Source organism: Pirellula sp. SH-Sr6A (genome assembly GCF_001610875.1).
Taxonomy (GTDB): Bacteria; Planctomycetota; Planctomycetia; order Pirellulales; family Pirellulaceae; genus JBKCUI01.
Genome location: NZ_CP011272.1, coordinates 1,847,012 through 1,873,148, shown reverse-complemented (window position 1 = coordinate 1,873,148; position 26,137 = coordinate 1,847,012). Strand labels below are relative to the sequence as shown.

General features: G+C 53.6%; 24 protein-coding genes. 1 reads left to right on the top strand and 23 read right to left on the bottom strand.

Going from position 1 to position 26,137, the window contains the following annotated elements; translation table 11 throughout:
• The 18 genes from nuoL to VN12_RS07350 all read right to left on the bottom strand — a co-directional run bounded on the left by nuoL (position 1) and on the right by VN12_RS07350 (position 18,916).
• A complete protein-coding gene (nuoL, locus tag VN12_RS07435; RefSeq protein ID WP_146676229.1) occupies positions 1–1,950 on the bottom strand; it encodes an NADH-quinone oxidoreductase subunit L in 1,950 nt (649 codons plus the stop codon).
• Positions 1,943–2,431 carry an NADH-quinone oxidoreductase subunit NuoK gene (gene nuoK / locus VN12_RS07430; RefSeq protein WP_146676228.1) on the bottom strand — a complete coding sequence of 163 codons (489 nt, stop codon included), beginning with the start codon at positions 2,429–2,431 and terminating at the stop codon, positions 1,943–1,945. The genes nuoL and nuoK overlap by 8 nt, the downstream gene beginning before the upstream one ends.
• A complete protein-coding gene (locus VN12_RS07425; RefSeq protein ID WP_146676227.1) occupies positions 2,428–3,318 on the bottom strand; it encodes an NADH-quinone oxidoreductase subunit J in 891 nt (296 codons plus the stop codon). The genes nuoK and VN12_RS07425 overlap by 4 nt, the downstream gene beginning before the upstream one ends.
• A 53-nt stretch (positions 3,319–3,371) precedes the next feature.
• Positions 3,372–3,989, bottom strand: a complete 618-nt coding sequence (locus tag VN12_RS07420) for a NuoI/complex I 23 kDa subunit family protein (protein ID WP_146676226.1) — start codon at positions 3,987–3,989, stop codon at positions 3,372–3,374.
• Positions 3,986–5,179 (bottom strand): NADH-quinone oxidoreductase subunit NuoH, encoded by a 1,194-nt coding sequence (gene nuoH / locus VN12_RS07415; RefSeq protein WP_205855216.1) that lies wholly within the window; start codon positions 5,177–5,179, stop codon positions 3,986–3,988. Before nuoH ends, VN12_RS07420 begins: the two co-directional genes overlap by 4 nt.
• Before the next feature lie 91 nt (positions 5,180–5,270).
• Positions 5,271–6,986, bottom strand: coding sequence for a molybdopterin-dependent oxidoreductase (locus VN12_RS07410; protein WP_146676225.1), 1,716 nt, complete (start codon positions 6,984–6,986; stop codon positions 5,271–5,273).
• Positions 6,987–7,033: 47 nt separating this feature from the next.
• Positions 7,034–8,368, bottom strand: coding sequence for an NADH-quinone oxidoreductase subunit NuoF (gene nuoF / locus VN12_RS07405; protein WP_146676224.1), 1,335 nt, complete (start codon positions 8,366–8,368; stop codon positions 7,034–7,036).
• Positions 8,365–8,841 carry a complex I 24 kDa subunit family protein gene (locus VN12_RS07400; protein ID WP_146676223.1) on the bottom strand — a complete coding sequence of 159 codons (477 nt, stop codon included), beginning with the start codon at positions 8,839–8,841 and terminating at the stop codon, positions 8,365–8,367. The genes nuoF and VN12_RS07400 overlap by 4 nt, the downstream gene beginning before the upstream one ends.
• A complete protein-coding gene (locus tag VN12_RS07395) occupies positions 8,838–10,058 on the bottom strand; it encodes an NADH-quinone oxidoreductase subunit D (protein WP_146676222.1) in 1,221 nt (406 codons plus the stop codon). Before VN12_RS07395 ends, VN12_RS07400 begins: the two co-directional genes overlap by 4 nt.
• Before the next feature lie 14 nt (positions 10,059–10,072).
• The gene (locus tag VN12_RS07390; RefSeq protein WP_146676221.1) at positions 10,073–10,585 is read right to left on the bottom strand and encodes an NADH-quinone oxidoreductase subunit C; all 513 of its coding nucleotides are present in this window, start codon (positions 10,583–10,585) and stop codon (positions 10,073–10,075) included.
• A 72-nt stretch (positions 10,586–10,657) separates the two neighbouring features.
• On the bottom strand, positions 10,658–11,236 hold the full coding sequence (locus VN12_RS07385; RefSeq protein WP_315850188.1) for an NADH-quinone oxidoreductase subunit NuoB: 579 nt from the start codon (positions 11,234–11,236) through the stop codon (positions 10,658–10,660).
• Positions 11,237–11,244: 8 nt separating this feature from the next.
• Entirely contained in the window at positions 11,245–11,625 is a 381-nt protein-coding gene (locus VN12_RS07380) for an NADH-quinone oxidoreductase subunit A (RefSeq protein ID WP_146676220.1), read from the bottom strand.
• An 81-nt stretch (positions 11,626–11,706) separates the two neighbouring features.
• Entirely contained in the window at positions 11,707–13,083 is a 1,377-nt protein-coding gene (locus VN12_RS07375) for an O-antigen ligase family protein (RefSeq protein WP_146676219.1), read from the bottom strand.
• Between the two features lie 43 nt (positions 13,084–13,126).
• Positions 13,127–14,602, bottom strand: a complete 1,476-nt coding sequence (locus tag VN12_RS07370; RefSeq protein WP_146676218.1) for a GumC family protein — start codon at positions 14,600–14,602, stop codon at positions 13,127–13,129.
• 103 nt (positions 14,603–14,705) lie between these two features.
• Entirely contained in the window at positions 14,706–15,986 is a 1,281-nt protein-coding gene (locus tag VN12_RS07365; RefSeq protein ID WP_146676217.1) for a class I SAM-dependent methyltransferase, read from the bottom strand.
• Complete coding sequence (locus tag VN12_RS07360; RefSeq protein ID WP_205855214.1) at positions 15,983–16,948, bottom strand: glycosyltransferase family 2 protein; 966 nt, start codon at positions 16,946–16,948, stop codon at positions 15,983–15,985. Before VN12_RS07360 ends, VN12_RS07365 begins: the two co-directional genes overlap by 4 nt.
• 67 nt (positions 16,949–17,015) lie before the next feature.
• On the bottom strand, positions 17,016–18,062 hold the full coding sequence (locus VN12_RS07355) for an NAD-dependent epimerase/dehydratase family protein (protein ID WP_146676215.1): 1,047 nt from the start codon (positions 18,060–18,062) through the stop codon (positions 17,016–17,018).
• A 50-nt stretch (positions 18,063–18,112) separates the two neighbouring features.
• A complete protein-coding gene (locus VN12_RS07350; protein WP_146679827.1) occupies positions 18,113–18,916 on the bottom strand; it encodes a WecB/TagA/CpsF family glycosyltransferase in 804 nt (267 codons plus the stop codon).
• Positions 18,917–19,266: 350 nt separating this feature from the next.
• Between VN12_RS07350 and VN12_RS07345 the strand changes: the two genes are divergently transcribed.
• The gene (locus VN12_RS07345; RefSeq protein WP_146676214.1) at positions 19,267–20,415 is read left to right on the top strand and encodes a glycosyltransferase family 4 protein; all 1,149 of its coding nucleotides are present in this window, start codon (positions 19,267–19,269) and stop codon (positions 20,413–20,415) included.
• A 56-nt stretch (positions 20,416–20,471) separates the two neighbouring features.
• On the opposite strand, the gene VN12_RS07340 is transcribed toward VN12_RS07345, so the two are convergent.
• From VN12_RS07340 to VN12_RS26710, 5 genes are read right to left on the bottom strand one after another with little or no spacing between them, the layout of a single operon-like run.
• Positions 20,472–21,464, bottom strand: a complete 993-nt coding sequence (locus tag VN12_RS07340) for a PmoA family protein (protein WP_146676213.1) — start codon at positions 21,462–21,464, stop codon at positions 20,472–20,474.
• A gap of 14 nt (positions 21,465–21,478) precedes the next feature.
• On the bottom strand, positions 21,479–22,717 hold the full coding sequence (locus tag VN12_RS07335; protein ID WP_146676212.1) for a Glu/Leu/Phe/Val family dehydrogenase: 1,239 nt from the start codon (positions 22,715–22,717) through the stop codon (positions 21,479–21,481).
• A gap of 52 nt (positions 22,718–22,769) precedes the next feature.
• A complete protein-coding gene (locus VN12_RS07330; RefSeq protein WP_146676211.1) occupies positions 22,770–23,318 on the bottom strand; it encodes a dual specificity protein phosphatase family protein in 549 nt (182 codons plus the stop codon).
• A complete protein-coding gene (locus tag VN12_RS07325; protein ID WP_146676210.1) occupies positions 23,315–24,553 on the bottom strand; it encodes a PQQ-binding-like beta-propeller repeat protein in 1,239 nt (412 codons plus the stop codon). The genes VN12_RS07330 and VN12_RS07325 overlap by 4 nt, the downstream gene beginning before the upstream one ends.
• Positions 24,550–26,127, bottom strand: a complete 1,578-nt coding sequence (locus tag VN12_RS26710; protein WP_315850186.1) for an alpha/beta hydrolase — start codon at positions 26,125–26,127, stop codon at positions 24,550–24,552. Before VN12_RS26710 ends, VN12_RS07325 begins: the two co-directional genes overlap by 4 nt.
• Between the last annotated feature and the right edge of the window lie 10 nt (positions 26,128–26,137).

Below are 26,137 nucleotides of genomic sequence, written 5' to 3'. Positions count from 1 at the left end.
CTAACGTGAGATAATCCAGATCGCCAACGCTGCAACACCGACTGCCGTCATGAAGGTATACGCGGGGACCCGCCCATTTTGATACCTTTGACCCGCCAAACCGACGATGCGAGGTGCCTCGGCGATCTTCATGACGAGTGCGTCGACCAAATTTTCGTCGAGCCACGACAAGACTCCGGAGAAGAACTCCAGCGGCATCACGATGAATTGGCGATACGCCCAATCGATATAAAGTCGGTTCTGACCTGCGGTCGCTAGCGGGGAAGGTGCCACCTCGGTCCCTCCTGGATGGCGTTTTGCGAGCATCGCGCCGATCACCACTCCGACAATTCCGATCGCCCCCGACAGCAACATGAGCCAAAGCGCTTCATGGTGTTCGTGTCCATGGAGACCGGGTGTCTTTTCAATGTACTTCGACAAGTACTGCGTAGGTCCTAAGGCAACACCCGCGACAACGGCTCCAACGGCGAGAATCGCCATCGGTGCCAACATCACTCCCGTTGACTCATGAGCATGATGCCCCGCTTCCTCCGGAACCACTTCCTTTCCATGGAACGTTCGGAAGTAAGCCTTGGCAGTGTAAATCGCAGTCATCAAAGCGGTTACGAAACCGATCACCAACAAGACCTTGAACTGGAATCCATACTCGCCATCGGAGCTGGCATCGTAAAGGATCGCCAGGATTCCGTCCTTGCTGAAGAAACCAGCGAGAGGAAACAAGCCCGCCAGGGCAGCGGCTCCGATTGCGAACAGTATGTGGGTCTTCGGCATGATTCGCTTCAGTCCACCGAACTTGTTCATATCGATCACGTCACCCATGGAGTGCATGACGTTTCCGGCAGCCAAGAAGAGCAATGCTTTGAAGAAGGCGTGGGTCACGAGGTGGAACATGGCTGCCGTGACGGCCAATGTCATGAGGTCTTTGATCGCACCCACCGAGAGCGCCATGAATAGGTACCCGAGCTGACTGACGGTCGAGTAGGCAAGGACTCGCTTCAAATCGTCTTGGAACAGTGCCATGATGGCCGCGATCAGAGCGGTGATGCCCCCTAACCAACCGACGATCGAAAGAACCCAAGGAGTGTATTCCATGAGCGGGGAAAGTCGGGCCATCAAATACACGCCAGCCGTGACCATCGTCGCAGCGTGGATCAATGCGGAGACTGGAGTGGGGCCTTCCATTGCATCAGGCAACCACACGTGGAAGGGGAACTGAGCGGACTTCCCGATCGCGCCGATCATCAACAACAACCCGATCCACACCAGCAAATCGGGATACCGAGATGCCAAGTCGGGAAGGACGTTGAAAATGTTGTCGAAGTTGAGTCGAGCGAAGGTACCACTCGACGCTTCACCTGGTAATTGTCCAATGGCATAGCCCAGTAGCAAGATTCCGAAGAGGAACCCACAATCGGCGATCCGGTTGACCAAGAATGCCTTCGTGGCCGCTCTCGCAGCGCTCGGTCGCCTGTACCAAAAACCGATGAGCAAATACGAACAGGTTCCGACGCCTTCCCAAAACGCGTACATCATCAAGAGATTGTGGGAAAGTACGAGCATCGTCATGCAGAAGACGAAGGCGCAGAAGACGGCGAAGAACCGCGCATACCCGCCATCTCCGTGCATGTAGTCTCGCGAATAGAACGCGATCAAAGTGGAGATACAAGTAACCACGCAAAGGAGTGTTAGGCAGAGAGTGTCGACCTTGAGGGCAATGTCGAGTTTGAGACTGCCGATCTCCAGATACTGATAGCCGTTGTACGTTGCTGTTCCCAATTCCCCTTGGCCTTGCTGAACGACCAGGGCGACGCTCGCGATAGCCGCAAGGAGTAGGGAAAGCACAGCAGGAATATGCGCGATTTTCTTGTCCCCTCGCATGGCGAGGAAAACGCAAACGATGCAGCCAACCAACGGTGAGAGCGGAACGATCCAGGCAAGTGTACTAGGCATGGGTTACCGTCTCCGACTTCTTGTCCGATGAAACGTTCACGGCACCGATTTCCGCTTTATAGTCGGCGGGAATGGGAGATTGCATTGGATCCAATCCAGAGGGGGTCAAGGTTGGGAAGTGCATTTCTGTGTGTGAAATCTTCGTTAGCAACTCCGGTTCATCAGGGACGATGGTTTCACTCAATTCGTCCCATTCCTTCACGTCCAAAGTCGCTTTGCGTCGGTACAACGATACGACCAGCGCGAGAGCAATGGCCGCTTCACATGCGGCGATCGAAAGGACCATGATCGACATCACTTGGCCTTGGAAATTTCCGTGGTGCTTGGCGAACGTGATCAAATTGATGCTCACTCCTGCCAACATCATTTCCAGCGACAGGAACATGAGGATCAGGGAGCGACGGGTTAGAAAACCTACGAATCCTAGCGAGAACAATACACCCGCGAAGACCAACAAACTCAACATGATGGAATCGTTCATCCATTCACCTCCGGGGCAGGTCTGGTCGCCAAGGCGATGGCACCGATGGTCGCAACCAATAGAACAGCTCCGGCAAGTTCCACCGCAGCCAAGTAATCTGTGTAGAGCGATCGACCGAGTTCCGCCGTCGAATCCGGAATCGCTATCGCAAAGTTATCGTTCGAACGGGGCGTTCCAGCCGCTTCAGTCATCGGCATACTGCCCTCCGCTGCACCAAATGTCGCCGCGCTGTAAGGCCGCGAAGTGTCGAACCGTCGTGCTGGGATAGCCCCCGGTTCGAGTACACACACGAGAACGGCCACCAACATGACGACGCCGATCGATGTCGCCAAATAGGGATTGGTCAGATTGAGATCGTAGGAACGCAGATCGGATTGCTGTGCAAACATCAACACAAACAAAAAGATGATGATGGTCGCACCCGCGTAAACGATCATGGTTGCCGCGGCGATGAACAAAGCCGACTGCATGAACAAAACGCCCGCCGTGGAAAGAACCGCGGTGGTGAACCCAAGAGCCGCATGGACCGGTTGACGCGCGGTGAGGAATGCCACGCCTCCTCCTGTCGCGAGGGCGCAGAACGCATAGAGAATGTAACTATCTAAGGAGACTGGCATCCAGGCTGCCGCGATTCCCGCGGAAACGGTCCACGCAGCTAGCCCCGCCGCTACCAAACTCTTGGACCGAACCAACCCTTCCTGAATCAATAGATAGCCGACGGCTCCCAAGAACACGGGGATAAGCATTCCCCAGTTCCATGCCGATGGCGAAATCGCATCGGTGGCGTCCGAGGCGATCTCGGACAACGCATCGCTTTGTGCCAGGAAGTTGGCAAAAAGCATTTGGCTCTGCTCGAAGGTCTCTAACAGGTTGAGCTCGTTAAGCACGTTGGACTCGTTTATGAAAATGATGGAACAGTGCGATCTTCTGGGGGCGACGGCTAGCCATGTCGGCCACGACCGGGAGGTGGGGGGCCTTGCGAAGCCGTCTGAGCCTCTTCGGATGCCGGTCCTAGCGAGCCCCGATGGGTGCGAACCGGATCCTTTCCGCTCTGAACCGTTTTGTCAAAGACGGATAAAAGCTTTTCCTTGTCGAAGACCATTTCCTCACGGGATAGACCCGTCAGATCGTAGATGCTCGTCAGCTCAATCGCATCGACCGGACAAGCTTCCTCGCACATGCCGCAGTAAATGCAACGGAGCTCATCGATAGTGAACGTAGCCGGATACTTGTCGCGATCCTTCCAGTGGGGATCGTCCTTGAGTGCAGGCGCGGCGATAATCTCGATACAGTTGGCCGGGCAAGCGGTTTGGCACATGTAGCATGCTACGCATTTCACTCGCCCCGCTTCATCTCGGTTGAGTCGATGTACCCCTCTATAGTTGGGGGGGATTTCCGGCTCGACTTCGGGATACTGCCGTGTCATGGGCTTACCCGAAAAAGCGTGACGAACCGCCGTTGCGACCCCCGACATGACTGCCGGTAAGTACATGGCTTCGACCCAACCAATCTTGGGCTCTTCCCCCCACTTGACTGTCTTCTCGCGTTTGGTCGTCATGCCGAAACTCCTTGTACGCCTTGGTTCAATCGCCGGGCATTCGCGTTTTGATTCATGGATCGCTGCAATTGGTAACTGCTGAACACGGCGGCGACGAAAAGAAGCAACGCGGTTCCAGCGAGCAAGTGCTTAGGCAGCTCTAGGGTTAACACGATGGCCACCAAGACCAAATTGATCAATCCGAGGGGAATGAGGCCTTTCCAAGCCAGACCCATGAGTTGGTCAAATCGAAACCGAGGCAGGGCCCATCGGAGGAGCATAATGAATGCAACCACGCCACCTACTTTTGCTACCAGTACGAACGTACGAAGCAACATTCCTCCTAAAGAAGCATCCACCGGACCGGTCAATCCCGGGAAATGCCATCCTCCCAAGAACAAGAGGGCCGTGAGGAAGCTCACCGTAACAATGTGGGTGTACTCCGCCAAGAAAAAGAGCACAAATTTGATTCCGCCGTATTCGGTGTGGAAACCGCCGACGAGTTCCTGCTCGCATTCGGGCAAATCGAAGGGGAGGCGGTTTGTTTCGGCCAATGCACTGGTAAAGAAAACGATGAATGCCAGCGGTTGCCAAAAGACGTTCCAGTCCCAGATCGATCCACCTTGCGTCGCGACAATCTTCTCCAAATTCAACGATCCGGAAATTGCGATCACACCGATGATGGAAAGCCCAAGCGGAATTTCATAGCTGATGAACTGAGCACAAGAACGAATCGCACCGTAAAGCGAGTACTTGTTGTTGGAAGCCCAACCGCCCAGAATGATCCCATACGCGGATAACGAACTGATGGCGAACATGAAAATGATTCCGGTATCGATGCCTGGAGCGACGACGAATCGGAACCCCTCTTTGTAGTCGACCGGAACAGGCCCAAAGGGCATGACGACCAATGCGAACATGGCTGTCATCAAACTGATCGTGGGAGCGACAAAGTACAAGAAGGTGTAGACGTGGTCGGGAATGATCTGTTCCTTCAGAAAGATCTTGATCCCGTCCGCAATGGCTTGGAACAAACCGAATGGACCGACCCGGTTTGGTCCCACACGATCTTGCACATAAGCTGCAATCTTCCGTTCGATGAACGTCATGTAGAGCCCCAGGACTGGGACGAACGCGAGGATCACGCCGATCGCCGCTAACGTTGGCCAGAGCGACGGCCACATGTCGGTTAAGGTCTGGTACAAATCCATGAGTTCAGTTCTTGTGATTGATTCGATATCGATGATTCATTCGTTCGCCTATCCATCGCTCGCTTTCCGATACGGTAGCGGCAATGGTCCTCTAAGCCATTACGGCTTCCTTGGCTGCCACACCCATCTTGACTCCGTGCTCTCCGAGATCCCCTGCGCTGAGCGCCGAAAGGGTTCGAATCGCTTTTCCGATCTCCTTTCGAAGGGTAGTCGCATGGAACAGACCGGTTCGCTCCGTCAACTCCATTAGGATGCGACTGTCGGCTCTCGCGTCCCCTGGGGAGCGAATCGCCGCGTGGACCGCTTGCGCTAGTCCGCTGTGGTTGACATAGGTACCCTCGCGTTCCGCGAAGCTTCCTGATGGCAAAACAATGTCTGCACGCTCGCTCAGCGGTGACGGGAAAAGGTCTTGGACGATCAGAAGGGATGGGCTCCCGACTCCCCGATCGATGGACTCGGTTACCCAGCCATGCTGATAGCCACCGACGAAATACCAAGCGGTTGCGTCTGCCTTCGCTGCGACTTGTGCCACCGAAATGACCTCGCCTTCGAAATGCCGAAGAATCGCCTCCACTCCCAATCGATTCGGGCACTTCTCGGCACGGATGGTGAACTTGACCTTTCCGGCTTCCGGGGCCTCTCCCTTCGGCCCTTTCGGATACATGTCATCGGAACCAATCATTGGAACTGGACCCATTACCAATCGCACCCGCGCATCCAGCTGCTTCAAGTAGGACGCCAGTAAATATGCCTCTTCAACCGTCATGAAGGGCGATAGAACGGCCACGAATCCTCTCGCGTCGGTTTTGATCGCTTCCTTGATTTTGGATCGAGTGGTTGCAAGAACATCTTTCCATGGATCCGCGAATTGGGTTCCCGCTCCGCCGAACGCGGTCGAACTGGCAACAGAGGAACCATTCGCTGCACCAGCGTTCGCCTTGGAGACCTTAGGAGCGAGGATGCGGCGTTCATCATGGATGTACTTGAATCCGAACCGTCCCTCGTCGCACATGAAGTGCCCTTGGGCAAGCGGGTTCTCACGTGGTCGCAATCGATACACTTTGTCTTCGTTTTGATCGATATGAACGCTGCATCCGGTCGAGCAACCAGTGCAAATGCCGTCGGCATGCTTGAGCCACCAAACGCGCTTCTTATACAAGAAATCTTTGCTGCACAGGGCGCCCACGGGACAGAGATCCACGACGTTTCCTGCCAGCTTGTTGTTGCAAGGCGTCTCGGGGAAGACGTCGATCTCTTCATGGCTTCCCCGTGCGACGACTTGTAGTTCCGCTGTTCCTGCCACTTCGCGAGTAAAACGTACACATCGCGTGCACATGACGCAGCGATCGGTGAACAAAGCGATTTGTTCACCGATGTGATACTTGTCTTCCCGTTGCAGTTTGGGTTCATCCAACCGGGAGTGTGCTTTGCCGTACTTGTACGTGTAGTCCTGGAGGTAGCACTCTCCCGCTTGATCACAGATGGAGCAATCGAGAGGGTGATTGAGGAGAAGGAGCTCCAAAGTCATTTGTTGCGAGGTTTTGACTTTGGGTGTATTGGTTTTGATTACCGTTCCTTCTTTGATGGGCGTTTGGCAACCCGGGACCAATTTGGGACCCATCGCGACGGTACCGTCCGGCTTCTTTTCGCCGACTTCCACCAAACACATTCGGCAAGAAGCCACTACCGACAATGCCTCGTGCCAGCAGTAGTGGGGGATTTCGACACCCGCTTTGCGCGCTGCGAGGATGCAATTGTCCTTGGGATCTGCGTCGACTTCGATATCGTTAACGATGACCTTTGGCACAGGATTGCTTTCGTGAATAGAAGGTGAACGGGGAAAATGTTTGGGGATTAATGAGCACTCGCCATCAGCCGGCTTTCGCTCTTGCGACCGCTGGTGATGTACTCTTCAAACTCGGGGCGGAATTTATGGATCGCTGTTTTGATAGGCCAAGCAGCCCCGTCTGCCAATCCGCAGATGGTCGAGCCTGGAATCGTTCCGATCGACGACGAAATCTCCAGCAACAAATCGATGTCGCTCAGCTTCCCGTGCCCTGCGCGGATGCGCTCGAGAATCTTGGTCGACCAAGCGGTTCCTTCGCGGCACGGCGTGCATTGGCCGCAGGACTCGTGCGCGAAAAATCGGCAAGCATTGTAAAGAACATCCACCATGCTGGTCTGATCGTCGATGACAATGACGGCAGCTGTCCCAAGACCCAAACATCCGACTCGACCTGGACCACTGAAGTCGAGCGGAGTGTCGAGTTCTTTCTCGGTCATAAAGCCCATGCTGATCCCGCCAGGAACCACGGCTTTCGCTTTTCGACCCTTCCAAACGCCTCCGGCATGTTGGTCGATCAAGTCGCGAGCAGAGATCCCCATGGGGAGCTCGACCAGCCCAGGCTTGTTAACATGCCCGCTGATGCAATAAAGCTTGGGACCATACGATCCTGCATCCCGAGGATTGTTCGGATCCTTTGGGATGCCCATCGACATAAACCACTCCGGCCCGTGCTGCAGAATATGCGGAATGCACGCCATCGTCTCAACATTGTTGACAACGGTCGGACGTCGAAATGCCCCTTCGATCGCAGGAAACGGTGGCTTGATACGCGGCCAAGCTCGTTTGCCTTCGAGACTTTCGATCAAACCGGTCTCTTCTCCACAGATGTAGGCGCAAGCACCTCGGTGCAAGTGTATGTCCAGGCTGTAGTTGGATCCGAGGATGTTTTTGCCAAGGAGATTGTTGGCATACATCTCATCGATCGCTTGTTTCAAAACACGATAGCAACGACCGTATTCGTAGCGAAGATAAAAGTACGCTGTGGTTGCGCGGGTAGCGAAACTGCTGATCACGATGCCTTCGAGGACTTGATGCGGATCCTCTTCAATCAATACGCGATTGTTGAAAGTTCCAGGCTCGCTCTCATCCCCGTTGATGCAGAGATAAATGGGTCCGTTGACGTCCTTGGGCAAAAACGTCCACTTGAGCCCCGTCGGAAAGCCTGCCCCCCCGCGTCCCCGGAGCCCCGATGCCTTCACGACCTCGATCACATCGGTATTCGGCATCGACAAAGCTTTTGCCAACGCTTGGTAACCGCCATCGGCGCGATATGACTCCAGCGACTGGCTGTTCGGCCGCCCGATTCTTCCCAGCAGAACGGGTTTGAATTCCGTGTTGCTCATCCGTTTCCTCGCACTTGTTTTTCCACTTCGTCGGCATCGACTCGCAAACTCAACTCATCGTTGACCAGCATGCAGGGAGCGCCGTCGCAGGCGCCCAAGCATTCGGCCAACTCCAAGGTGATCTGCCCATCCGCGGTGGTGCCGCCTGGTTGAACACCCCATCGCTCACAAAGTTCAGCCAGCAACTCTTCACCGCCGCGGAGCATGCACGGCAAAGAGCGGCAAATCCAAACCCGGACTTTACCAACGGGATCTTCCTCGGTCCGAAAGAATCCATAGAAAGACATCGTGTCGTGGATCTGCGCGGGGGAAAGCCCGAGAATCTCCGCGATCTCTTTCATTGCGCGATTGCTGACACAGCCAGTCTCTTCCTGAACGATATGCAACGCCGGCAATGTGACTGCCTGTTTGCTCGGATATCGTCCGATGTGATCTTCGATCACTTTCTTGGCATTCGAACTCAATTCGCTCATCGGTCTAGCTCCGCAGCAATGATGTTGATACTTCCCAATACCGCGGCGACGTCGCTCAACATGCAGCCTCGGATCATCCGTGGGAAAAGTGAGAAATGGAGCAAAGAGGGGGGACGCGTCCTCGCTCGGTAGGCCCGGAATGATCCGTCCCCCACAATGTAATAACCAAGTTCACCGTTGGGCGACTCGGTCGCTGCGTAGACGGACTCCTTCGGTGCAGGCATTTGTCTGTTGGGCATGATGTTCTCGAAGTGATGGATCAAACCTTCGATACTTCGATACACTTCTCGTTTGTCCGGCAAACCTTCCTTGCCCGTCCCCTCCGCATAGATCGGACCCGACGGCAAATTCTCAATAGCCTGCTCGATGATCTTGAGACTCTCTAGCATCTCCAGCATGCGAACTTGGAAGCGAGCGTAGCAGTCGCCCCCTTGCGCTGCACAGACATCGAAATCGAAATCGTCATACGCGAGATAGGGTTCGTCGCGGCGTAAATCGCGGACGACCCCGCTCGCACGTGCTACCGGACCCGTCGCACCACCAACGATCGCATCCTCATACGTCAGAACACCGACTCCTTGCGTTCGCTCGACGAAAATCCGATTTTTCATCACCAGTCCGGAGAAGTCGCGGTAGGCCTTTTTGAAACTCCTACAGAACTTGCGCACCATCTCAATCCAGTCGTCCGTCACGTCGTAGAGCAGACCCCCGACGCGCGTGTAGGACGTGTGAAAGCGCTGGCCTGATGCGCGTTCGCAAATCTCGTAGATATACTCGCGTTCATTGAACGCATACATGAATGCCGTGGCGCCACCCAAGTCCAAGACACAGGTGCCTGTGCACAGGAGATGGTCGTGAATTCGCATCAACTCGGCAAAGATGGTTCGAATGTATTTGCATCGCGGGGTCAATTCGATCCCGAGCAACTTCTCGACGGAGTGGTGCCAAGCGATTTCGTTTGCGAGCGGAGAAATGTAGTTCATCCGGTCGACAATGGTGACGTACTGATTGAAGTCCAGTACCTCGCCGAGCTTCTCGAAACCACTATGCAAGAATCCGATGTCCGGCTCGGCGTCCATCACCATTTCACCATCGAGCTGCAACACCAATCGAAGTGTTGTGTGCGTCGCTGGGTGCTGAGGCCCAAAGTTGAGCGTCCAAAACCCTTCTTTGTGACCGGCGTCCAAATCAGGGCGGTCCATCAATTCTAGTGGCATGGAGGAGTCCTCGTTTAGCTTTCCGCTCGCGTGATCACTGGGAAATTGTGTCGCTCTCCGCGACCTTTCACGGGATAGTCCTTTCGCATAGGAAAGGACTGGAACTCCTGCGGAAGCAAGAGTCGTTTGAAGTTCGGGTGACCTTCGAACACGATGCCGTACATGTCATACACCTCCCGTTCGAGCCAATCCGCACCGAACCAAACCGGAGTGGCCGACGGAAGCTTGGGATCTGGGTCATTGACATGCGTTTTGACCGTCAATCGCTCGCCCGTATCGACATTCAACAACAAATAAACAACTTCAAAACGATCTGCACCGCTTCCATACTCCAGCAAATCGACGCAAGTCAGATCGGTGAGCTGGTTAAAGCCAAGTCTCTTGCACGCTTGCAAGGTGCCGAGGATCTCCGCTGCGGGTACAACCGCTCGAACTTGATCCTGGAAAGTCGACCAAGCCAAAAGCTTATTGGGGAGCTCGCTCCCAAGCCGTTCCTGGATGCTGGATGATGGTACAGATTCTGCCATGTTTTCTTTTCCCCGCCGATTCCGGATGATTTTCCCCGCGGACGCTGAAAACCATCCCGGCCGGCGACAGTCCTAGTGGATGGGATCGTATTTTGGGGTTTCCAATTTCAATCCGTTCCGTTCCCGGATTCGGATCAATTCGTCCTCATCAAAGCGTTGAGGACCCTCTGGTAACACACGAAGCTTGAACTCGCGCGCGTTGATCGTCCCGCCCGATTTGATCTTGTCCTGCAAATCGATGATCGCGCGAATCAATTGCTCCGGGCGCGGAGGACATCCAGGGACATACACGTCCACAGGAATAAAACGATCGACGCCCTGAACTACCGCGTAGGTGTCGAAGACTCCCCCGGTGCACGCACATGCTCCCATGGAGATACACCACTTCGGTTCAGGCATTTGCAACCAAATCCTCTGCAGGACCGGAAGCATCTTCATCACCACTCGACCCGCGACAATCATCAAATCGCATTGCCGGGGAGTGAAACGCATCACTTCGCTGCCGAACCGTGACAAATCGTGCCGACTCGCAGCCGTGCTCATCAACTCAATGCCACAGCAAGCTGTCGCGAAAGGCATCGGCCAAAGGCTGTTGGCACGCGCCCAAGAGGCCGCAGCGTCCAGCGTGGTCAAGAAAACATTGTCGCCCAGCGTTTTGTTTACTTCCGTCGCCAATCGAATACTCCTTTGCGGTAAGCAACCACATAAGCCAACCCGAGCGTCGCCAGGAGAACCATGAGCACTCCCAAGACTGCGGGGCGGAACTCGGCGGGAACTCCATCCGGTGCAAGCAGCGAAACTGCCCACGGATAGAGGAAGATCAATTCAATATCGAAGACCAAAAAGAGAATCGCCATCAAGTAAAACTTGACATCAAACGGCTTGCGGGCATCCCCCACCGGGTCCATTCCAGACTCGTAGGGCATGTCCTTCACCCGCGTCGGTTTACGAGGGGCCACCAGGTGTGGCAGCAACAGCGAGACGGCCGCAAATCCAATCACGGCAACGAGATAGATCAAAATCGGTAGGTAGTTCGCCACGTTTCCGAATCCTGCAGAGCTCTGACTTTGTGAAAAATTTCACAAACTTCCTCCTGTATTGTAGGAAGGAGCGACTATTTGTCATCGGCAGTTTGGAAATAAATTTGGCTGGGCAGAGAGGTCAAGAGCTTCCGGGCAATGGCGATGGATCCAGATAGCGGCCATTCCGATTCCATAAAGGGTCCAGTACCAGATTCCTCCCATCGGTCCTTCTAAGAAGACGTCGAAAGTCGCGTTGACGCTGAACGCAATCCAATAGGCGGTTAGAAACAATAGCAAATTAGTCCAATTCCGCTCGCGATGGATAAGACTGCGACGCAACTCAGTGACCATTGCGATGAACCAAGCTCCCAGAGCGGTGCACCACATCACGAATCCGGGCACCCCGGAACGAGCGAGGACGTTCAAATGACCGTTGTGCGGACTTCGAAGCGAGCCGTCCGATGAGACTTGAAATCCATCGTCGTCTGCCAGATTCACCCCAAACCCTTTGCCCACCCAATAGTAACGACCAAAAATGGTGTAGTCGACGATCTCAGACCACCACATCAGCCTCCACTCTTTTGTCCCATCCAAATCCCCGCTTTTTGTTTTGCTGGCGACGCTCGTGACGTTCTCGATGAATTGGGTCGCATCGATCTTCCGCTCTCGACCGGGAATCTGAATTCGAAAGTCGATGACCAGGAGGAGCAATAAAGTGGTGGCTCCGAGCAAGGCGAACCGCCAGACGACGACGTTGTACGGCCTGAAACAACAGACAAATGAAATCGCAAGAAGGAACGAAAGCAATCCTCCGCGATTGACCGCAGCCACCCACGCAAAGGTAAAGCAGAAGAGGATCAGGAGTCTGAACGAAGGTGCCGCTCCTATTCCAACTGCCCAAAAGGCCATCACGCCTGCGAGATGCACACCGGTATCTCCCCCTTTTGCATTCAAAAACAGGAAGGTGATCGGATTGGCCGGTAATTTATCCTGCAAAAACTGCGATGGAATCCATATCAACGGAATCAACACCAAGAACCAAGTTGCGAAGCGCGCATACCCGCGCACGAGAATACTGAGACGTTCTGGTTTCGAGCAGATATAGACAAACGTAAGAATTGCAAAGAGTGCGTAGCCCAGAAGAACGGCATCTCGAAGCGCATGGAATCCATACTGGCCAAGGTAAGGGAGAGTTCGGTAGGCCCCCCACACCATCAGTACCCACAGCGGCCAGATAAGTCGCGACTGAAAGAAAAGATTCCAATACCCCGAAAGGAATACAACGAACGCACCCAGAACCAACACCAATTCACCAACGAACAATGGAGGAATCCCAAGGTTCGCCCAACCTCGCCCCAGCAAGGCAAGCCCGAACAAGTTGATCATCAACAAAACCAACCACAGGTGTTCGCCCACACTCTGGGGCTTTCTGGTGTCGGACTCGTCGAGACTAATGTTGGAGTCATCCTCTCTCATGTATGGACCGACTGCACCTTATCTACTTCCGCATTGGCAGACTTCATAGGTTCTTCGGTTCGAATGGCGGTCGCAGACGCTCCAATCCAATCGCGATAAGGCAGCTTGCAAGGCAGCTTGCCAAAAACCCACCCACGAGCTTGATCAAGAGTTTTGAATCCACGGGACGGTCCGGAGCTCTATCGGGCTGAACCACGTTGATATTCGAGATCCTTTGCAGATCTAGTTCTTGGTCGATTCGTGCTTGCTCCAAACTCTCGGAATAGCGTTTGTAATTGGAGTCCTGCAGTCGAGTATCTCGTTCGAGTTGCACGAATCGCAGTTCAAGATCATTTAACTTCTGCAGATCGCATTTGGTCGTTTCAATCTGCTCCGTTAATGCCGCAATCTTCGCTTGAAAAGATTTCATCTCGCTTTCCTCTTTCACCAACAGCAGCTCTGTTTCTTCGAAGACTTTGTTGGTGCTCGTTGTGGACTCACGACGATTCTCCACTTCGCGTGCGAGCAAGTCGCGTGAATCATCGACTTGTTTCCGCACCTCTTTGACCAGGTGATGTTGGTCGGTGTACTTCGCGGATAGTTCCTTTTCTTTCAGTTCCAAAGCGTAGAGCAGGCCTCGTATGGAATCCGCCCCGGCGGCGAGCTGCCCATCGGCTCTCGAGGTCTCTCGCATCTCGGGAATACGTTGGAGTTTTTCTTGCAACAAGGTCAGTCGGCCTTTGGAAGCCGATAACTCAACTTGCGCGATACGGAGGTCGTCGTCTAGCTCGTCCAGGCTCTCGATCATGAGTCGCTTTGCTTCGGTAACATCCGCAACTCCGGATTCGTTTTTGAGATCACGCCACTCGGCTTCTGTCTTTGCCAGTTGTTCTTGGACCGCAGCGGTCTGTTTCAAGAGGAAATCATATGCCCCCGGTGCGCGGTTAATCCTCAAATGCTCCTTCATGTAGAGCTCGATCAGTTTTTGGACCACCAGCCTCGTTGTCTCCGCCGACGGATGTTCGAAGGATATTCCGATGACATTCGAGTTCTTCACCGCGGAAACATCCAGTCGCGACTCTACAAACTCTATGGCCTTCTCCCGAGATGGCCTTGAAAGAAATGCAAGTTGCGATTTCAACCAATTTGATCCTGAGCTTTGGGAGGCTCGCGCCACATCTTGTTGGCTCTCGGGGGCATTCTCCAAAATGGAGTCTGGGTTCAATTCATCGACCAGGCGTTCTACGAGCATTCGACTTGTCAAAAGATCCACTGTCGAATTCAACTCGTTTTCGCGAGTCGTCGGCATACTTAACGTCTGTGTCTGCAGAGCGGTAACCGTTGGGTCGAGCAAGACACTTTCCCGGCCAAGTCGGAGGAAGAGTTTGGCCTCATACCGATACAACGGTTTCGCGGACAGCACCATCGCGCAGAATGCAGCAAAAAACAGGAGGAACAAAAGGATGACTTTCGTTCGATGCCTATACAAAGTCCGGGCGATGGCGGTCGGTGAAATATCGGGTTCTGAGCTTGGATTCATGATGCTGGTACGCCCCCCGGATTTGATATGAGATCAGCTACGATAGTAGTTGGCACCGCAACGTTTGTCGACATTATTCAAGGGCGAAGAAGGGATGTGGCGGTCACGCGACGTAGAGTTCGCTGCGCAATCCCAATTGGCGGGCCTGTTCACGTATTTCCTGCTCATAAATCGCATTGGAAATGATAATCACGTCGGGTTGGATCTCGACAAGATGCTCGGGTGCGACTATTTGTTGCGCACTGCCCGGAACAAACTTTCCTTGTTTCGCCGGGTTGATCTCCGCCACAAACTTTATCGACGACGCAGAGGGGCAAGTGTTCAAGAAGGTGACGCCTTTGCCACCGGTCCCCCAGAATATGACACGCTTGTTTTGCTGCCGAAACGAATCGAATCGTTGGCTCCATGTCTCGCATCGTTCCACAAAGTACCTCGCGAATCGGGAGATTTCTTGAGGTAGAGATTGGCAACATCCTTGAGGTGCCGCGCAATCCGCTGACTGAGGAACCGCGAGGTGATCGGTTCCAAAATCGGAATGGGAAAAATTCGGTTCGCAGTCGACGAAGAGATACTGATCCCCTTCGTAACATCCCCCGCCCGCAAGAACTTGAAAGCCGCAGGATTCGAATAGCCTACGGAAAGAACTTTCGGAGAAGTAGCTGCATTGTTCGTAATGAATACTCCATACCTCCTGGCGCTGAAAGGCGCGGGCGGCATTGAAGATCTCGAAATAGTTTCGGGTTCTCCGGGGGCCAATCATCGAACGCAGATCCTGAAGAAGGCGTCGCGGTTGTGCAATATGCTCTAACACCGAAAGGCAGCAGATGAAATCAGGTTGCCACGCATCGAATTGAGCCTGGAAACGTCGGTCAAACAGATCTCGGATCATTTCAAGCTGCACACCGTCGGATTGGAGGATACCCGTGCGATGAATCGTAGGGTCGATACCAATCCCTCGATTTCCTCCCAATCGGCAAAGCAATTCTAGAAACCAACCGCTTCCGGCTCCAATTTCAAGGATGGTCTTTCCTCGTAATCGATACATGTTTTGCAGTCGCTCTGCCACCGACTGCATGAAGCTTCGAAACAACGGGGAGTGGTAAAGGGAAACTTCGTAGCCCGGCCGATAGTCGATGCGATTTGCATCAAAAAGCTGATTGAAAATGTGTCCGCAGGAATGGCAGTAAGCAAGCTCCACGTCGCCTCGCGGAGCCATTTGCGCGGAGCTTGCATCTTCATAAAAATGCCCCACATGGACCGGGAGATCGGGCAGGTAGAAAAACGGGGTGGTCGAAGCGGAACCGCACGCGTTGCATGCCATCTTGTTTTCATTGAGATGGACTGCAGTGGAGCGTTCCCGTGTCATAGCCGCGGCAATTTTCATGGATGGGGCGAAAGCTTTCTTCCTTCGCCCTCCGATGGCCTGGACTTTTTGGGATGCGAAGTGGGCCTGCGAATTGGCTCATGCAAGAGTTCCGATCGCAACAACGTCGGCCACTTTGGAAGCTGGGCCAGGTATTGAAAGATCGCAAGTATGCACAGGAGCCTTTCGGAGTGGCTCATCGGGACATTACCAATCGAACGGATATGACCCCTCAGCAAAGCCAATCGCGTTCCAGAAAGACGACTCCGCTTTTTCTTGGGGGACATGTATGCCTCTTGTTCGGCACGTGTGGTCATCGAGCCTGACGTTTTAGCGTGTACACGCTGGTAAAAGAGGGTCTCTGGTACTTGATAGTATTTGCCCCGCAATGCAAGCTCCCCCAGCAATACCTTTTCTGCCCCATAGCAGGTTGGCATCGGAAACGCTTTATCCAGAACCGATTTGCGAATCAGGCCATACACGTCTGCGCACCAAGTAGTGCCTAGCAAGACTCCCTGAAACCGCTTGTGTCGCCGTGGAGAATCGTGGTGCATTCTCGGTTGATTCGCCTGGGATGAATGCGCCAAACCTTCGGCTGCTTCGTCTTCTACTGTCAGGACATTGCCGTGCTGATCGATCTTTCCAAAATCCGAGTGCACCCAAACTGCGTCGGCGTTGGATTCTATCGTTTTCAGCGTGCATTCCAGAAACCGGGGCATGCAAAGATCGTCCGCAGCAACCCATTTGTAATATTCACCAGAAGCAAGGGTGGGGAGTCGATTGAAGTTGGCAATCGCTCCAGCATTTTCGCTTAATCGCTCGTAGCGGATTCGAGGATCGCTCCGCGCGTAGTCTCGGCAAATGTCCGAGGTCTCGTCGGTCGATGCGTTGTCCGAAATGATAAGCTCGAAATCGCCGAATGTTTGCTGGAGCAAAGAATCAAACGTCTCTCTCAAAAATTCTGCCCCATTATAAATGGGCATTCCGAGACTGATCTTTGGACTGCGACGTGACATATTTCTCATCGGCTCCATGCCGGAGGTGAATCGTTTAAGTGTTGGAACCGACCAAGTCCGCTTGGAGCAACCGATCGATTTCCGCCGAATGGCTTCCAGTTTTTCTGAGATCCGCAATGTACTCGTCTCGGATCCAAGAGCAGGTTTGTCTCATACCATTTACAAGGCTGGTGCTTGGCTCCCAATCGAATAGGGACTTAATAAGAGTATTATCGCTATTGCGCCCATTGACTCCCTTGGGTGCATCCAATTGGTAATGACGTTGGAGTTCAACTCCGAAGAATCGCTCCACGATATCCACGAGCTGGTTGATAGACACCATTTCACTGGAACCCAAATTGATCGGCTGGTTGATACTGCTCTGCATGATCAAATCAATGCCGTGAATGCAGTCATCGATAAAGGTAAAACTTCGGGTCTGTCTGCCATCCCCCCAAATCGAAATTTCATGCTCGCCGCTAGCGATGGCCTCGATCACCTTTCGACAAATCGCCGCAGGTGCTTTCTCTCGTCCGCCTCTCCAGGTTCCGTGCGGACCATAAACGTTGTGGAAGCGAGCCACTCGCGTCTTCAATCCGAAATCTTCTTCGAAGTGACGGCACATTCTCTCCGAGAACAGTTTTTCCCAGCCATAGCCATCCTCTGGCATCGCGGGGTACGCGTCGGATTCTTTCAGAGGCTCCAGATCAAATCGCAACTGTTTGTCAGCGTTATAAACACAGGCAGAGCTGGCAAAGAAAAATCGTTCTACCTTCGCCGCCTCGGAAGCTTGGAGCAAATGGGTATTGATCAAAACCGACAACATGCACAAGGCTTTGTTGTTTTCGATGAATCCCATTCCTCCCATGTCTGCCGCGAGGTTGTACACATCGGACACACCCTCGCAAACACGCTCGCAGTCGGATTTGTTTTGCAAGTCCGCGGAGAGGTTTTCAGCGTTCGGGAAGACTTGATACCACTCGTCGAGCGGTTTCAAGTCCACAGAGCGGACTTGGATGCCAGGGATATTTAACAAGCTGGCGACCAGATGACCGCCAATGAAACCACCACCACCGGCGACAAGTACGACTTTATTGTTCATGCGATTTGGGTTCGGAGTGACAATCAGGTTGAATTTTCCAATCGTCCATGTTAGTTGGGCGACTTTTTACCTCGCAAGAACTGGCCCAACAAAAGGTACAAAAAACTGGTGTTTGCGGAGAGATAACGCCACCACAATCGACGCGGTTCTTGGCACAATCGGAACAACCATTCCAAACCGTTCCGCTGCATCCAAGGGGGGGCCATCTTTTTTACGCCAGCGTGGAAGTCGAATGCGGCCCCAACGCAGATCTGAACCGCGTGGATACTACTTCGATGTGCGAATGCAAACTCGTCTTGCTTCGGACAACCCAAGCCGATGAAGACGATCCCAGCTCCACTCTTCTCGATGCGTTCCACGACCGCTCGATCTTCCTGTTCGGTCAACGCCCGGAAGGGGGGGGCTTCCCCGTGTACAACCAGGCCAGGATAGCGCGTCTGCAACTTGTGTGTTAATTTTTCCAAGACTTCAAAAGTGCCCCCGTAAAGGTAGATCCCCACCTTTTTTCTGGCGGCTTCTTCGCAAACTCGCAGGGTTAATTCGGGACCGTAGACGCGGTCTTGAAGCCGAATTCCATGTAGCCATCGCAGCGACCATCGTACCGGTTGTCCGTCCGGGGTGACCGCGTCAAAGGAATTGACCTTTTGACATAGATCTCGGGATACGGAAGCGGTGACAACCGCATGCACCGAATGGCAACTGACAATGGCCGATTGCCGATTCAAGGCCGCCTGCAAGATGACCTCCGTCAATTCCGCGTAAGTGGTCGCGCTGACGTGAATATTCAGAACAGGGAACCGCCTTGGCCAAGCGAGGTGGACATCGGGAGATGGAGCAAGTGTTTGAGTAGACAAATCAGAGGGCAACACGAGATGAGTGGAGCAAATAGACTCGAAGGAACTAAAATAAGTTTGCGTGTTGTTGCCTTGGCGCGACGGGCTCGCATTTCCATGGTTTTCAAGGGTCGAATGTTAGTTCGCGCATTCCGCAATGTCGAGTACATTCCCACCATGATTTATCCTGAACGTGTTATAGGGCCGGTTTGTCGATTCGATCCGTTTTTGTAGACTCGCTCGCATCGAAGAAGTCAAATCTGCGATTACACTGGTCCTGGTCTTTCTGGCGATCACCTGTCCGATCTGCTTGGAATTGGAACGGAGTTTTCTAAAAGCATGGATGTCTTTTCCCCCTTCTTTCACTATTCATGGATCATTCACAGCCGCTAGGAAGTCGATCGAACACTCCACCGGTGCGTGTTTTGGTTGTGGGACAAACTCCCCCTCCCTTTCACGGCCAAGCCATCATGATCCAAATGCTGGTGGAAGGTCCTTTGCCCGATGTCGAAATACACCATGTCAGAATGCAGTTTTCTGAAAGTCTTGGTGAGATTGGGAAAGTGCGGATTGGCAAGATTTGGCATCTGTTCGAGTTGATCGCGAGAATTGTCTGGTGTCGAATTCGATTCCGTCCGACCATCCTGTACTACCCACCCGCCGGTCCGAACTTCGTTCCTCTGGTGAGGGACGCTGTTCTGTTGTTCTTCACTCGCTGGCTTTTTCCGACAACCGTTTTTCACTTTCAAGCGGCCGGGTGCAGTGAATTGATTTCTCAGCTTAAAAACCCCTGGAAGTGGTGGATCCGCCGCGCTCTTGGGGCTCCAGATGTTGCGATCGAGCTATCGGAATATGGTCCGCCAGACGGTGCGACTTTGGGGGCGAAACGGATCGTCTACATTCCAAATGCCTCCAAGGATGAAGCTCATAAGTTCCCACGCGACCGTCAAGTCGATGCCATTCAGCCGTCTCGGATCCTGTATCTCGGAACCGTAACCGAGGAGAAGGGAGTATCTGTTCTCTTGGACGCATGCCGTATTCTCCTCGAAGCTCAAACGCCGTTTCGATTGGATATTGTCGGTGGCTTTGGATCGGAGATGTATCGACAACAATTGGAACAGGACATTGCATCGAAGCGGTTGCAAGAGCACGTCACGATGCACGGACAAAAGGTGGGACAGGAAAAGTGGAATATGTTCGCGCAAGCGGACATCTTTTGCTTTCCCTCTTATTACCGTTGCGAATCCTTTGGCTGCGTGCTCGTCGAAGCGATGACGTTTAGCCTACCGGTCGTCAGCACGCGATGGAGAGGGATTCCAACTATCGTATCCCATGGCAAGAATGGGTTTCTTGCTCCTACCCAGGATGCAAATGCGGTTGCCGAGTTTTTAACGCAACTGGTAAACTCACCCGAGCTTCGACGAATGATGGGAACAGAGGGTAGACGACGCTTCGAACAAGAATTTACTCAAGAGATATTTCTAGAGCGAATGAGGAGTCTATTCCTGTCTCTTGCGTAAGCGTTCGGTGCAACCGATCGGTCGATTGGAAGAACGCATTGGCATTTGCCGGTGCGTCAGGGAGCGTCAAGGATTGGTAGGGGGAGCTCGCGAAAGATATCGGCTATCTTCTCAATCGCTTCCATGGATGGTACGCCATCGTGTATCCAATATCCGTAGCGAATCTTCAATGGATTCTCCTTGCTGACCTGGATCGCTCCGTCGAGGTTCAAACATGCCCCCATCCAGCCGTCGTCCCGGACATGGTACGGAGTCGGGTGCGATGGATTCTTCGGATGGTTAAGCAAAGTGATCCCAGCGAAGCCCTCCGGATCGTTGGCGATTCTTCCTGAGTAATCGACCCACGTTGCGGGTTGGCGAAAAACCTCTTTTTCATTCACTTTTCCTTCGGAGTTCAAGATGCGACCTCCGCCATCGTGCACTCCGATCGATTTGGCCATGCGGACGGCTGCCATTCCGAAGGGAGTAGCCCCCAACGTTACAGTGCGTCCTTTGGGTGATGTGAAAACGGATTCCATGACTAACAACCAACTCTTGCTATCTTCGATGGGATGCACCGAAACTTTGCGAGTCTCATGGAGCAGCACGATCTCCTCGGGTTCGGTTTTCCAATTCAAAGACAGCGTGACCGATGCGGAGTCATCGCCGTCCTGAAATGCTTCGCGCGGTAGATTCGATAGCTCCACTCGCCCTACTTTGGTACCGCGGTCTCCCCAGAAATCCACCCCCTCCACTTGAAAGTGTGCCAGCCACAATGAATTGTGATGACTGTGCCCCCAAGGGTCGTGAGGATGCCCGATTCGAGTCAATGAGATGTCCCGGCTGGCATAGACGGGAAAGAGAAAGGCCCTTCGATGCTCTTTTCCATAGTGCAAGCGAGTGACCTCTCGGCCATCGATCTGGAACGAGGCTTCCTCCCCTGGTTGCGGAATCGCCTGCACACGCGGTACCGGCTTCGTTGCATCCGATGGCTCGTTTTGAGCGAAACACTCTGTTGCACCTAAGAGCAATACAAACGAAATAGACCAGGTCGGAGAGGGGAGTGGCATTGTAGTAGGGGGGGCTAAAGGGAGGAACCTGCCAGTTCGGTGGCTCGCTGAACGCGTGAAATCGCCAGCATGAAAGCGGCTGTTCGCAAGGATACTCGTTGATTGGAAGCTTGCTGCCAGACGTTTTCGAAAGCGTCGGACATCGTTCGGTCCAGTTCCTGCCGAACGCGATCCAAACTCCATCGGTAGTGTTGGCGATTCTGTACCCACTCGAAGTAGCTTACGGTTACCCCGCCAGCATTGGCGAGAATATCGGGAAGGATAGTTATATTGCGAGCCTTTAAAATCTCGTCGGCCTCTGGATCGACAGGCCCATTCGCAGCCTCGATGATTGTCTTTGCTTTGATCGACTTTGCATTCTTCTTATGAATGACGTCCCCCAGCGCGGCTGGGATCAATAGGTCGACGTCGAGCTCGAGAAGAGCTTCTGCCGGCAATCGCTCGGCGCCGGTATAACCTGTGAGCTGATTACCGTTCTTGATGGAATACGAGAGCATCTCGGAGATGTTTAGGCCCTTTGCGTTGAAGTACGTTCCGCTTAAATCGCTGACAGCAATGACAGGAAACGCGGACTCCACCAGAAACTTCGCGGCATGCGATCCCACATTGCCGAAGCCTTGAATGGCGGTTCGGCATTGGTCGGGCCGCACATTCAATCTCTTTAATAGCTTCACCGCCATGATTCCGACGCCTCGGCCGGTGGCTTCCTCTCGCCCCCTGGCCCCGTACTCTTCGACAGGTTTTCCGGTGATGACGGCCGGATTGAATCCATGGTATTTCTCCCACTGATTCCTAAACCAGGACATCACCTCAAAGTTGGTCCCCATATCGGGGGCAGGGATATCGGTATCGGGTCCGACGATCTCGTGAATCTCGTTGACGAAGACTCGCGTCATCCGTTCGAGTTCTTTTTTTGAGAGGGTTTTGGGGTCGATCCCAATTCCCCCTTTCGCCCCGCCATAGGGAAGCTCCACGACGGCAGTCTTCCAGGTCATCAGTGCGGCCAAGGCGCGGACTTCGTCGAGGTCGACCGCGGGGTGGTACCGAAGCCCACCTTTCATCGGCCCACGCGAATTGTCGTGTTGAACTCGGAAGCCTTGCACCGTTTCGATCATTCCGTTGTCGCGTTCAAATGCGACCTGTACTGTGACTTCACGTTTCGGCGTCAGCAGAAGCTTTCTCAGCCATTCGGGCATCTTGAGATGATCTGCCGCTTGCTGAAAGTAAAGATTCGTCGATTCGCTCGCTCGCATGTCGCTAACTTTCCTTAGAAAGGGAAGAGGACCAAAAACCGGTTCCTCTGATCTAGATTGCTCCTCGGGATTGCGCCGTAAGTTCGGCACAAAATTCTTGCACTACAGGCCGTTCGGGCAACGAAGAATTCACATGAGGCCGCATTTGAAGCAGCCTTTGTTGGGCTTCGTCGGGACTCATTCCTCGATACTTGACCAACCAGCATAACACGACGGTCGCACTCCTGGCTCGGCCTGCTTTGCAGTGGACATAGACTCGCCCCCCAGACTCGACGTGCTTTTGGATAAACTCAACACCGCGTTGAACCGAAGCCAGGGTGGGATGATTGAAGTCCGTGGTCGGGAGCCACAGTTGCTCGATTTTCCATCGGTCGTACAAGTCGATAGGACCGCAATACTCCTCGCACATGTTGACAACGCCCGTCACGTTCCACTCCGTGGCAAGAATTGGAATGTCACGTCGCAGCGGTCTCGCACCTAACAGAACGACGTCCTCGATCACATCCCACCAATTGCGAATGCGCAGGACACGTCCCAACGTCCAGTTCCATGCAAACGTGGGCCAGAACAGGGCTTGAGCAACCCAAGGCTGAACTTTCATCGCTCCGTGAACTCCACCGCCATCCAAGACTCATCGGATTTCACAAGCAGTCTCCCTCCCGAGAACGCGGGCAAAGCACGGTAGGTTCCCGCTGGCAATCGAGCCCCCCATTTGGGCTCAAAACCTTTTTCCGAAGGTGCGATACACCAAATTTGACCATCGATTCCGCAAACAAGTAGCTTTTGGTCGACTTCGAGCGTGTGGCAGATTGGCATGGCTTCTTTCTCCCACACTACCTTTCCTTGTCCGATATCCACGCATCGATAGGAGCTTCCTCCCATATCTTCACGCCCTTCCGACCCGAATACGTACCCTTTATGGAAAAGAGGAGTTGCGTATTGACTGCTTAATAAATCCCCTTTCTTGAGAACATTCGCGTCGCTCCGTCCGGGGCGAAATAAGACTGTCCCTATCCCGTAGCTGGCTGTGAGCAAATACCCATCCTTTCCAACAGCGATCGGCATCGCAGCATTCACGGTCGGGCCGCGTTGTCCGAATGGAAACTCCCAAAGCACTTCTCCGGTCGCTGGGTTCAAGCCATAGGTCGTCAACCGGGTCGGGACAACGACTTGCGATTCGCCACCCACCTCAATCGCAGTAGGGGAGGCATAGCTGGCATCGGCACTGGTTGCTGTCCATAGGGTCGATCCATCCTCCAGTTTCAGACACACGATACCCGCCTTTTTGGATCCGACGTTGACGATGAGTCGATCGGTGCCAATCCATGGAGTCGAGCCCGCTCCAAAATAACCCTCCTCTGCACCGAACTCCTTACGGAGAGGGCGATGCCAAATCTTTCTCCCCGTTTGCCAGTCCAAGCAGCTTACGTCGCCGGAGGCTGTAGCCAACAGGAGACGGGTCCCGACGATCGCGGGTACACATCGTGGACCAGAGTCCGGATTGATACTGCCACGATACGAGGCTGGTAGCTTCTGCTGCCACAATTCCTTACCAGAAGACAATTCGATGCACCGAACGCGATCATCTGCACCCTCGCGATCAAACAAGCATGCCTTGCCTCCCGCTATGGCGGCGCCAGCAAATCCCTGTCCGGCTGAGATCTCCCATCGTACGGAGAGCTTGGCTTTGGGACTCTCCGTCAACGTCTCGTTGGGGCTCGCGTGACCGTTTCGCTGTGGGCCGAGAATGCCCGGCCAGTCCCCATTCACATCGTGGGTGATCACCATGCCTACGAATACCGAAATCGCGAAGCAAACCGGTTTCCGCCAAATCATTCCGAACCCTTTTGGGACAAATGGTGAATCAAGAAATCGTGCATGTTCGTAAACTGGGAATCGCTATTTCCCGGAAAAACCAATTCGCACGCAACACCCACTTTTTTGCAGTGCTTCTGGAATTCAATGCCATACATGGCGGAATGGGTTGGGTCGGATTCATCTCCACCGAAGACAGGAGGTTTCTTTTGATTCGGGTATTCCAAGAAAATGGCCGGATCGTCTTGGCTGACCAACTCATAGGGAGAGTATTCGCGAATCCACGGAAGGACTTTCTCGCGATTGGCCAGAAGCAACTCGAACTCTTGCGGTCTCGTGCGTCCCTTTGCCGCGAACCCGAAGGCGTGCCCGCCGTAAATCGAATTGCCGATCCACTGACGCAGTTGGACGGGATCGAGCGAGGTTTGGGCACCGGTTACTCCAATACAGGTCAGACGGGTCGATTCGCGCGCAATCGGATCTGCGCTCTTCGGATCGGCCAGATCATCGTGAAGGGCTAGCCAAAGAGATGTGCACGCTCCCGCCGAACCTCCCGTTGCACCGATGCGAGCAGGGTCAATGTTCCATTCCTTGGATTTGCTTCGCAAGGTCTGTACGACGCGCGCCGCGTCGGTCACTGGCGCTTTGACAGGGGGCTCGACCTGCTGTTCCATCGCCTGCGCGATAAAACGATAGTTCACCGAAGCAACAGAGATGCCAGCGTCCAGATACTTGTTGATGATATTGGCACCATAGCTCTTCTTGTCGCCATTCACCCACCCACCGCCATGGATCAGCAGAACAACAGGGGTTGGCTTATCGGATTTTGCTTTCCAAAAATCAAATCGCTGACGCTCGGAGTCGTTTCCATAGACGAAGTCAGCGACCGTTGGCTCGGGTCTAGCTGGAAATTTCCTTTCTGCAGACGCTGGCGCCTGCTTCTTCGCGTACACACGGACGTCATCGAACGCATTCATGTCATCGAACGATCCGATTCCAACACGCCCCTTGCCGAACGTTTTATCGACAACGCTTAGGTGTGGTTTTTCCATATCGTCGAAATAAACTTCGATCGTACCCGCAGCCGCTTTGCGGACCAACTTGACCTGATGCCATGCATCATCCCAAGGGACGGTTTTTTCATTCTTGGTCAAAGGTCGCCTAGGCTCTCCGTCGACGATCATGATCTGACCACTCGCTGGATCTGGCTTGGCTCCCAAATGCACATAGTAGAAGTGTTCGGGATCGCGATGACCGAAAAAGACGCAGCAGTCGCGATGGTTGCCTGTGTCCATCGTGCTTTTCACGCGGAAGGTGATGACCACATCGTCGGTTTCCAGGTCCTTGATCAACGCGATGTTGTGCGGGCTTCTTACCTTGGGCTGGTAGTCGCTGATCCGCTTGTTGATGGCAAAGGATTTGTTTCCATCTTCATTCTTGATAAACCAACTCTGGGGATCGGTCGTTTCCCATTTGCCCGATCCGCTTTCGAAATCATCTTGAAACGCAAGAGGTAAACCATGCAAGGAATCTTGTGCCACGGTGTGGCTCAACGAACTCGTGGCAATCAAGAGTCCAAAGAACAGCGTCTTCATATGCTGAACT

Coding starts and splice junctions, on each gene's coding strand:
- nuoL (WP_146676229.1), bottom strand. CDS start 1,950: ATGCCTAGTACACTTGCCTGGATCGTTCCGCTCTCACCGTTGGTTGGC.
- nuoK (WP_146676228.1), bottom strand. CDS start 2,431: ATGAACGATTCCATCATGTTGAGTTTGTTGGTCTTCGCGGGTGTATTG.
- VN12_RS07420 (WP_146676226.1), bottom strand. CDS start 3,989: ATGACGACCAAACGCGAGAAGACAGTCAAGTGGGGGGAAGAGCCCAAG.
- nuoH (WP_205855216.1), bottom strand. CDS start 5,179: ATGGATTTGTACCAGACCTTAACCGACATGTGGCCGTCGCTCTGGCCA.
- nuoF (WP_146676224.1), bottom strand. CDS start 8,368: ATGAGCAACACGGAATTCAAACCCGTTCTGCTGGGAAGAATCGGGCGG.
- VN12_RS07400 (WP_146676223.1), bottom strand. CDS start 8,841: ATGAGCGAATTGAGTTCGAATGCCAAGAAAGTGATCGAAGATCACATC.
- VN12_RS07395 (WP_146676222.1), bottom strand. CDS start 10,058: ATGCCACTAGAATTGATGGACCGCCCTGATTTGGACGCCGGTCACAAA.
- VN12_RS07390 (WP_146676221.1), bottom strand. CDS start 10,585: ATGGCAGAATCTGTACCATCATCCAGCATCCAGGAACGGCTTGGGAGC.
- VN12_RS07375 (WP_146676219.1), bottom strand. CDS start 13,083: ATGAGAGAGGATGACTCCAACATTAGTCTCGACGAGTCCGACACCAGA.
- VN12_RS07370 (WP_146676218.1), bottom strand. CDS start 14,602: ATGAATCCAAGCTCAGAACCCGATATTTCACCGACCGCCATCGCCCGG.
- VN12_RS07365 (WP_146676217.1), bottom strand. CDS start 15,986: ATGAAAATTGCCGCGGCTATGACACGGGAACGCTCCACTGCAGTCCAT.
- VN12_RS07360 (WP_205855214.1), bottom strand. CDS start 16,948: ATGCCCATTTATAATGGGGCAGAATTTTTGAGAGAGACGTTTGATTCT.
- VN12_RS07355 (WP_146676215.1), bottom strand. CDS start 18,062: ATGAACAATAAAGTCGTACTTGTCGCCGGTGGTGGTGGTTTCATTGGC.
- VN12_RS07345 (WP_146676214.1), top strand. CDS start 19,267: ATGGATCATTCACAGCCGCTAGGAAGTCGATCGAACACTCCACCGGTG.
- VN12_RS07340 (WP_146676213.1), bottom strand. CDS start 21,464: ATGCCACTCCCCTCTCCGACCTGGTCTATTTCGTTTGTATTGCTCTTA.
- VN12_RS07335 (WP_146676212.1), bottom strand. CDS start 22,717: ATGCGAGCGAGCGAATCGACGAATCTTTACTTTCAGCAAGCGGCAGAT.
- VN12_RS07330 (WP_146676211.1), bottom strand. CDS start 23,318: ATGAAAGTTCAGCCTTGGGTTGCTCAAGCCCTGTTCTGGCCCACGTTT.
- VN12_RS07325 (WP_146676210.1), bottom strand. CDS start 24,553: ATGATTTGGCGGAAACCGGTTTGCTTCGCGATTTCGGTATTCGTAGGC.
- VN12_RS26710 (WP_315850186.1), bottom strand. CDS start 26,127: ATGAAGACGCTGTTCTTTGGACTCTTGATTGCCACGAGTTCGTTGAGC.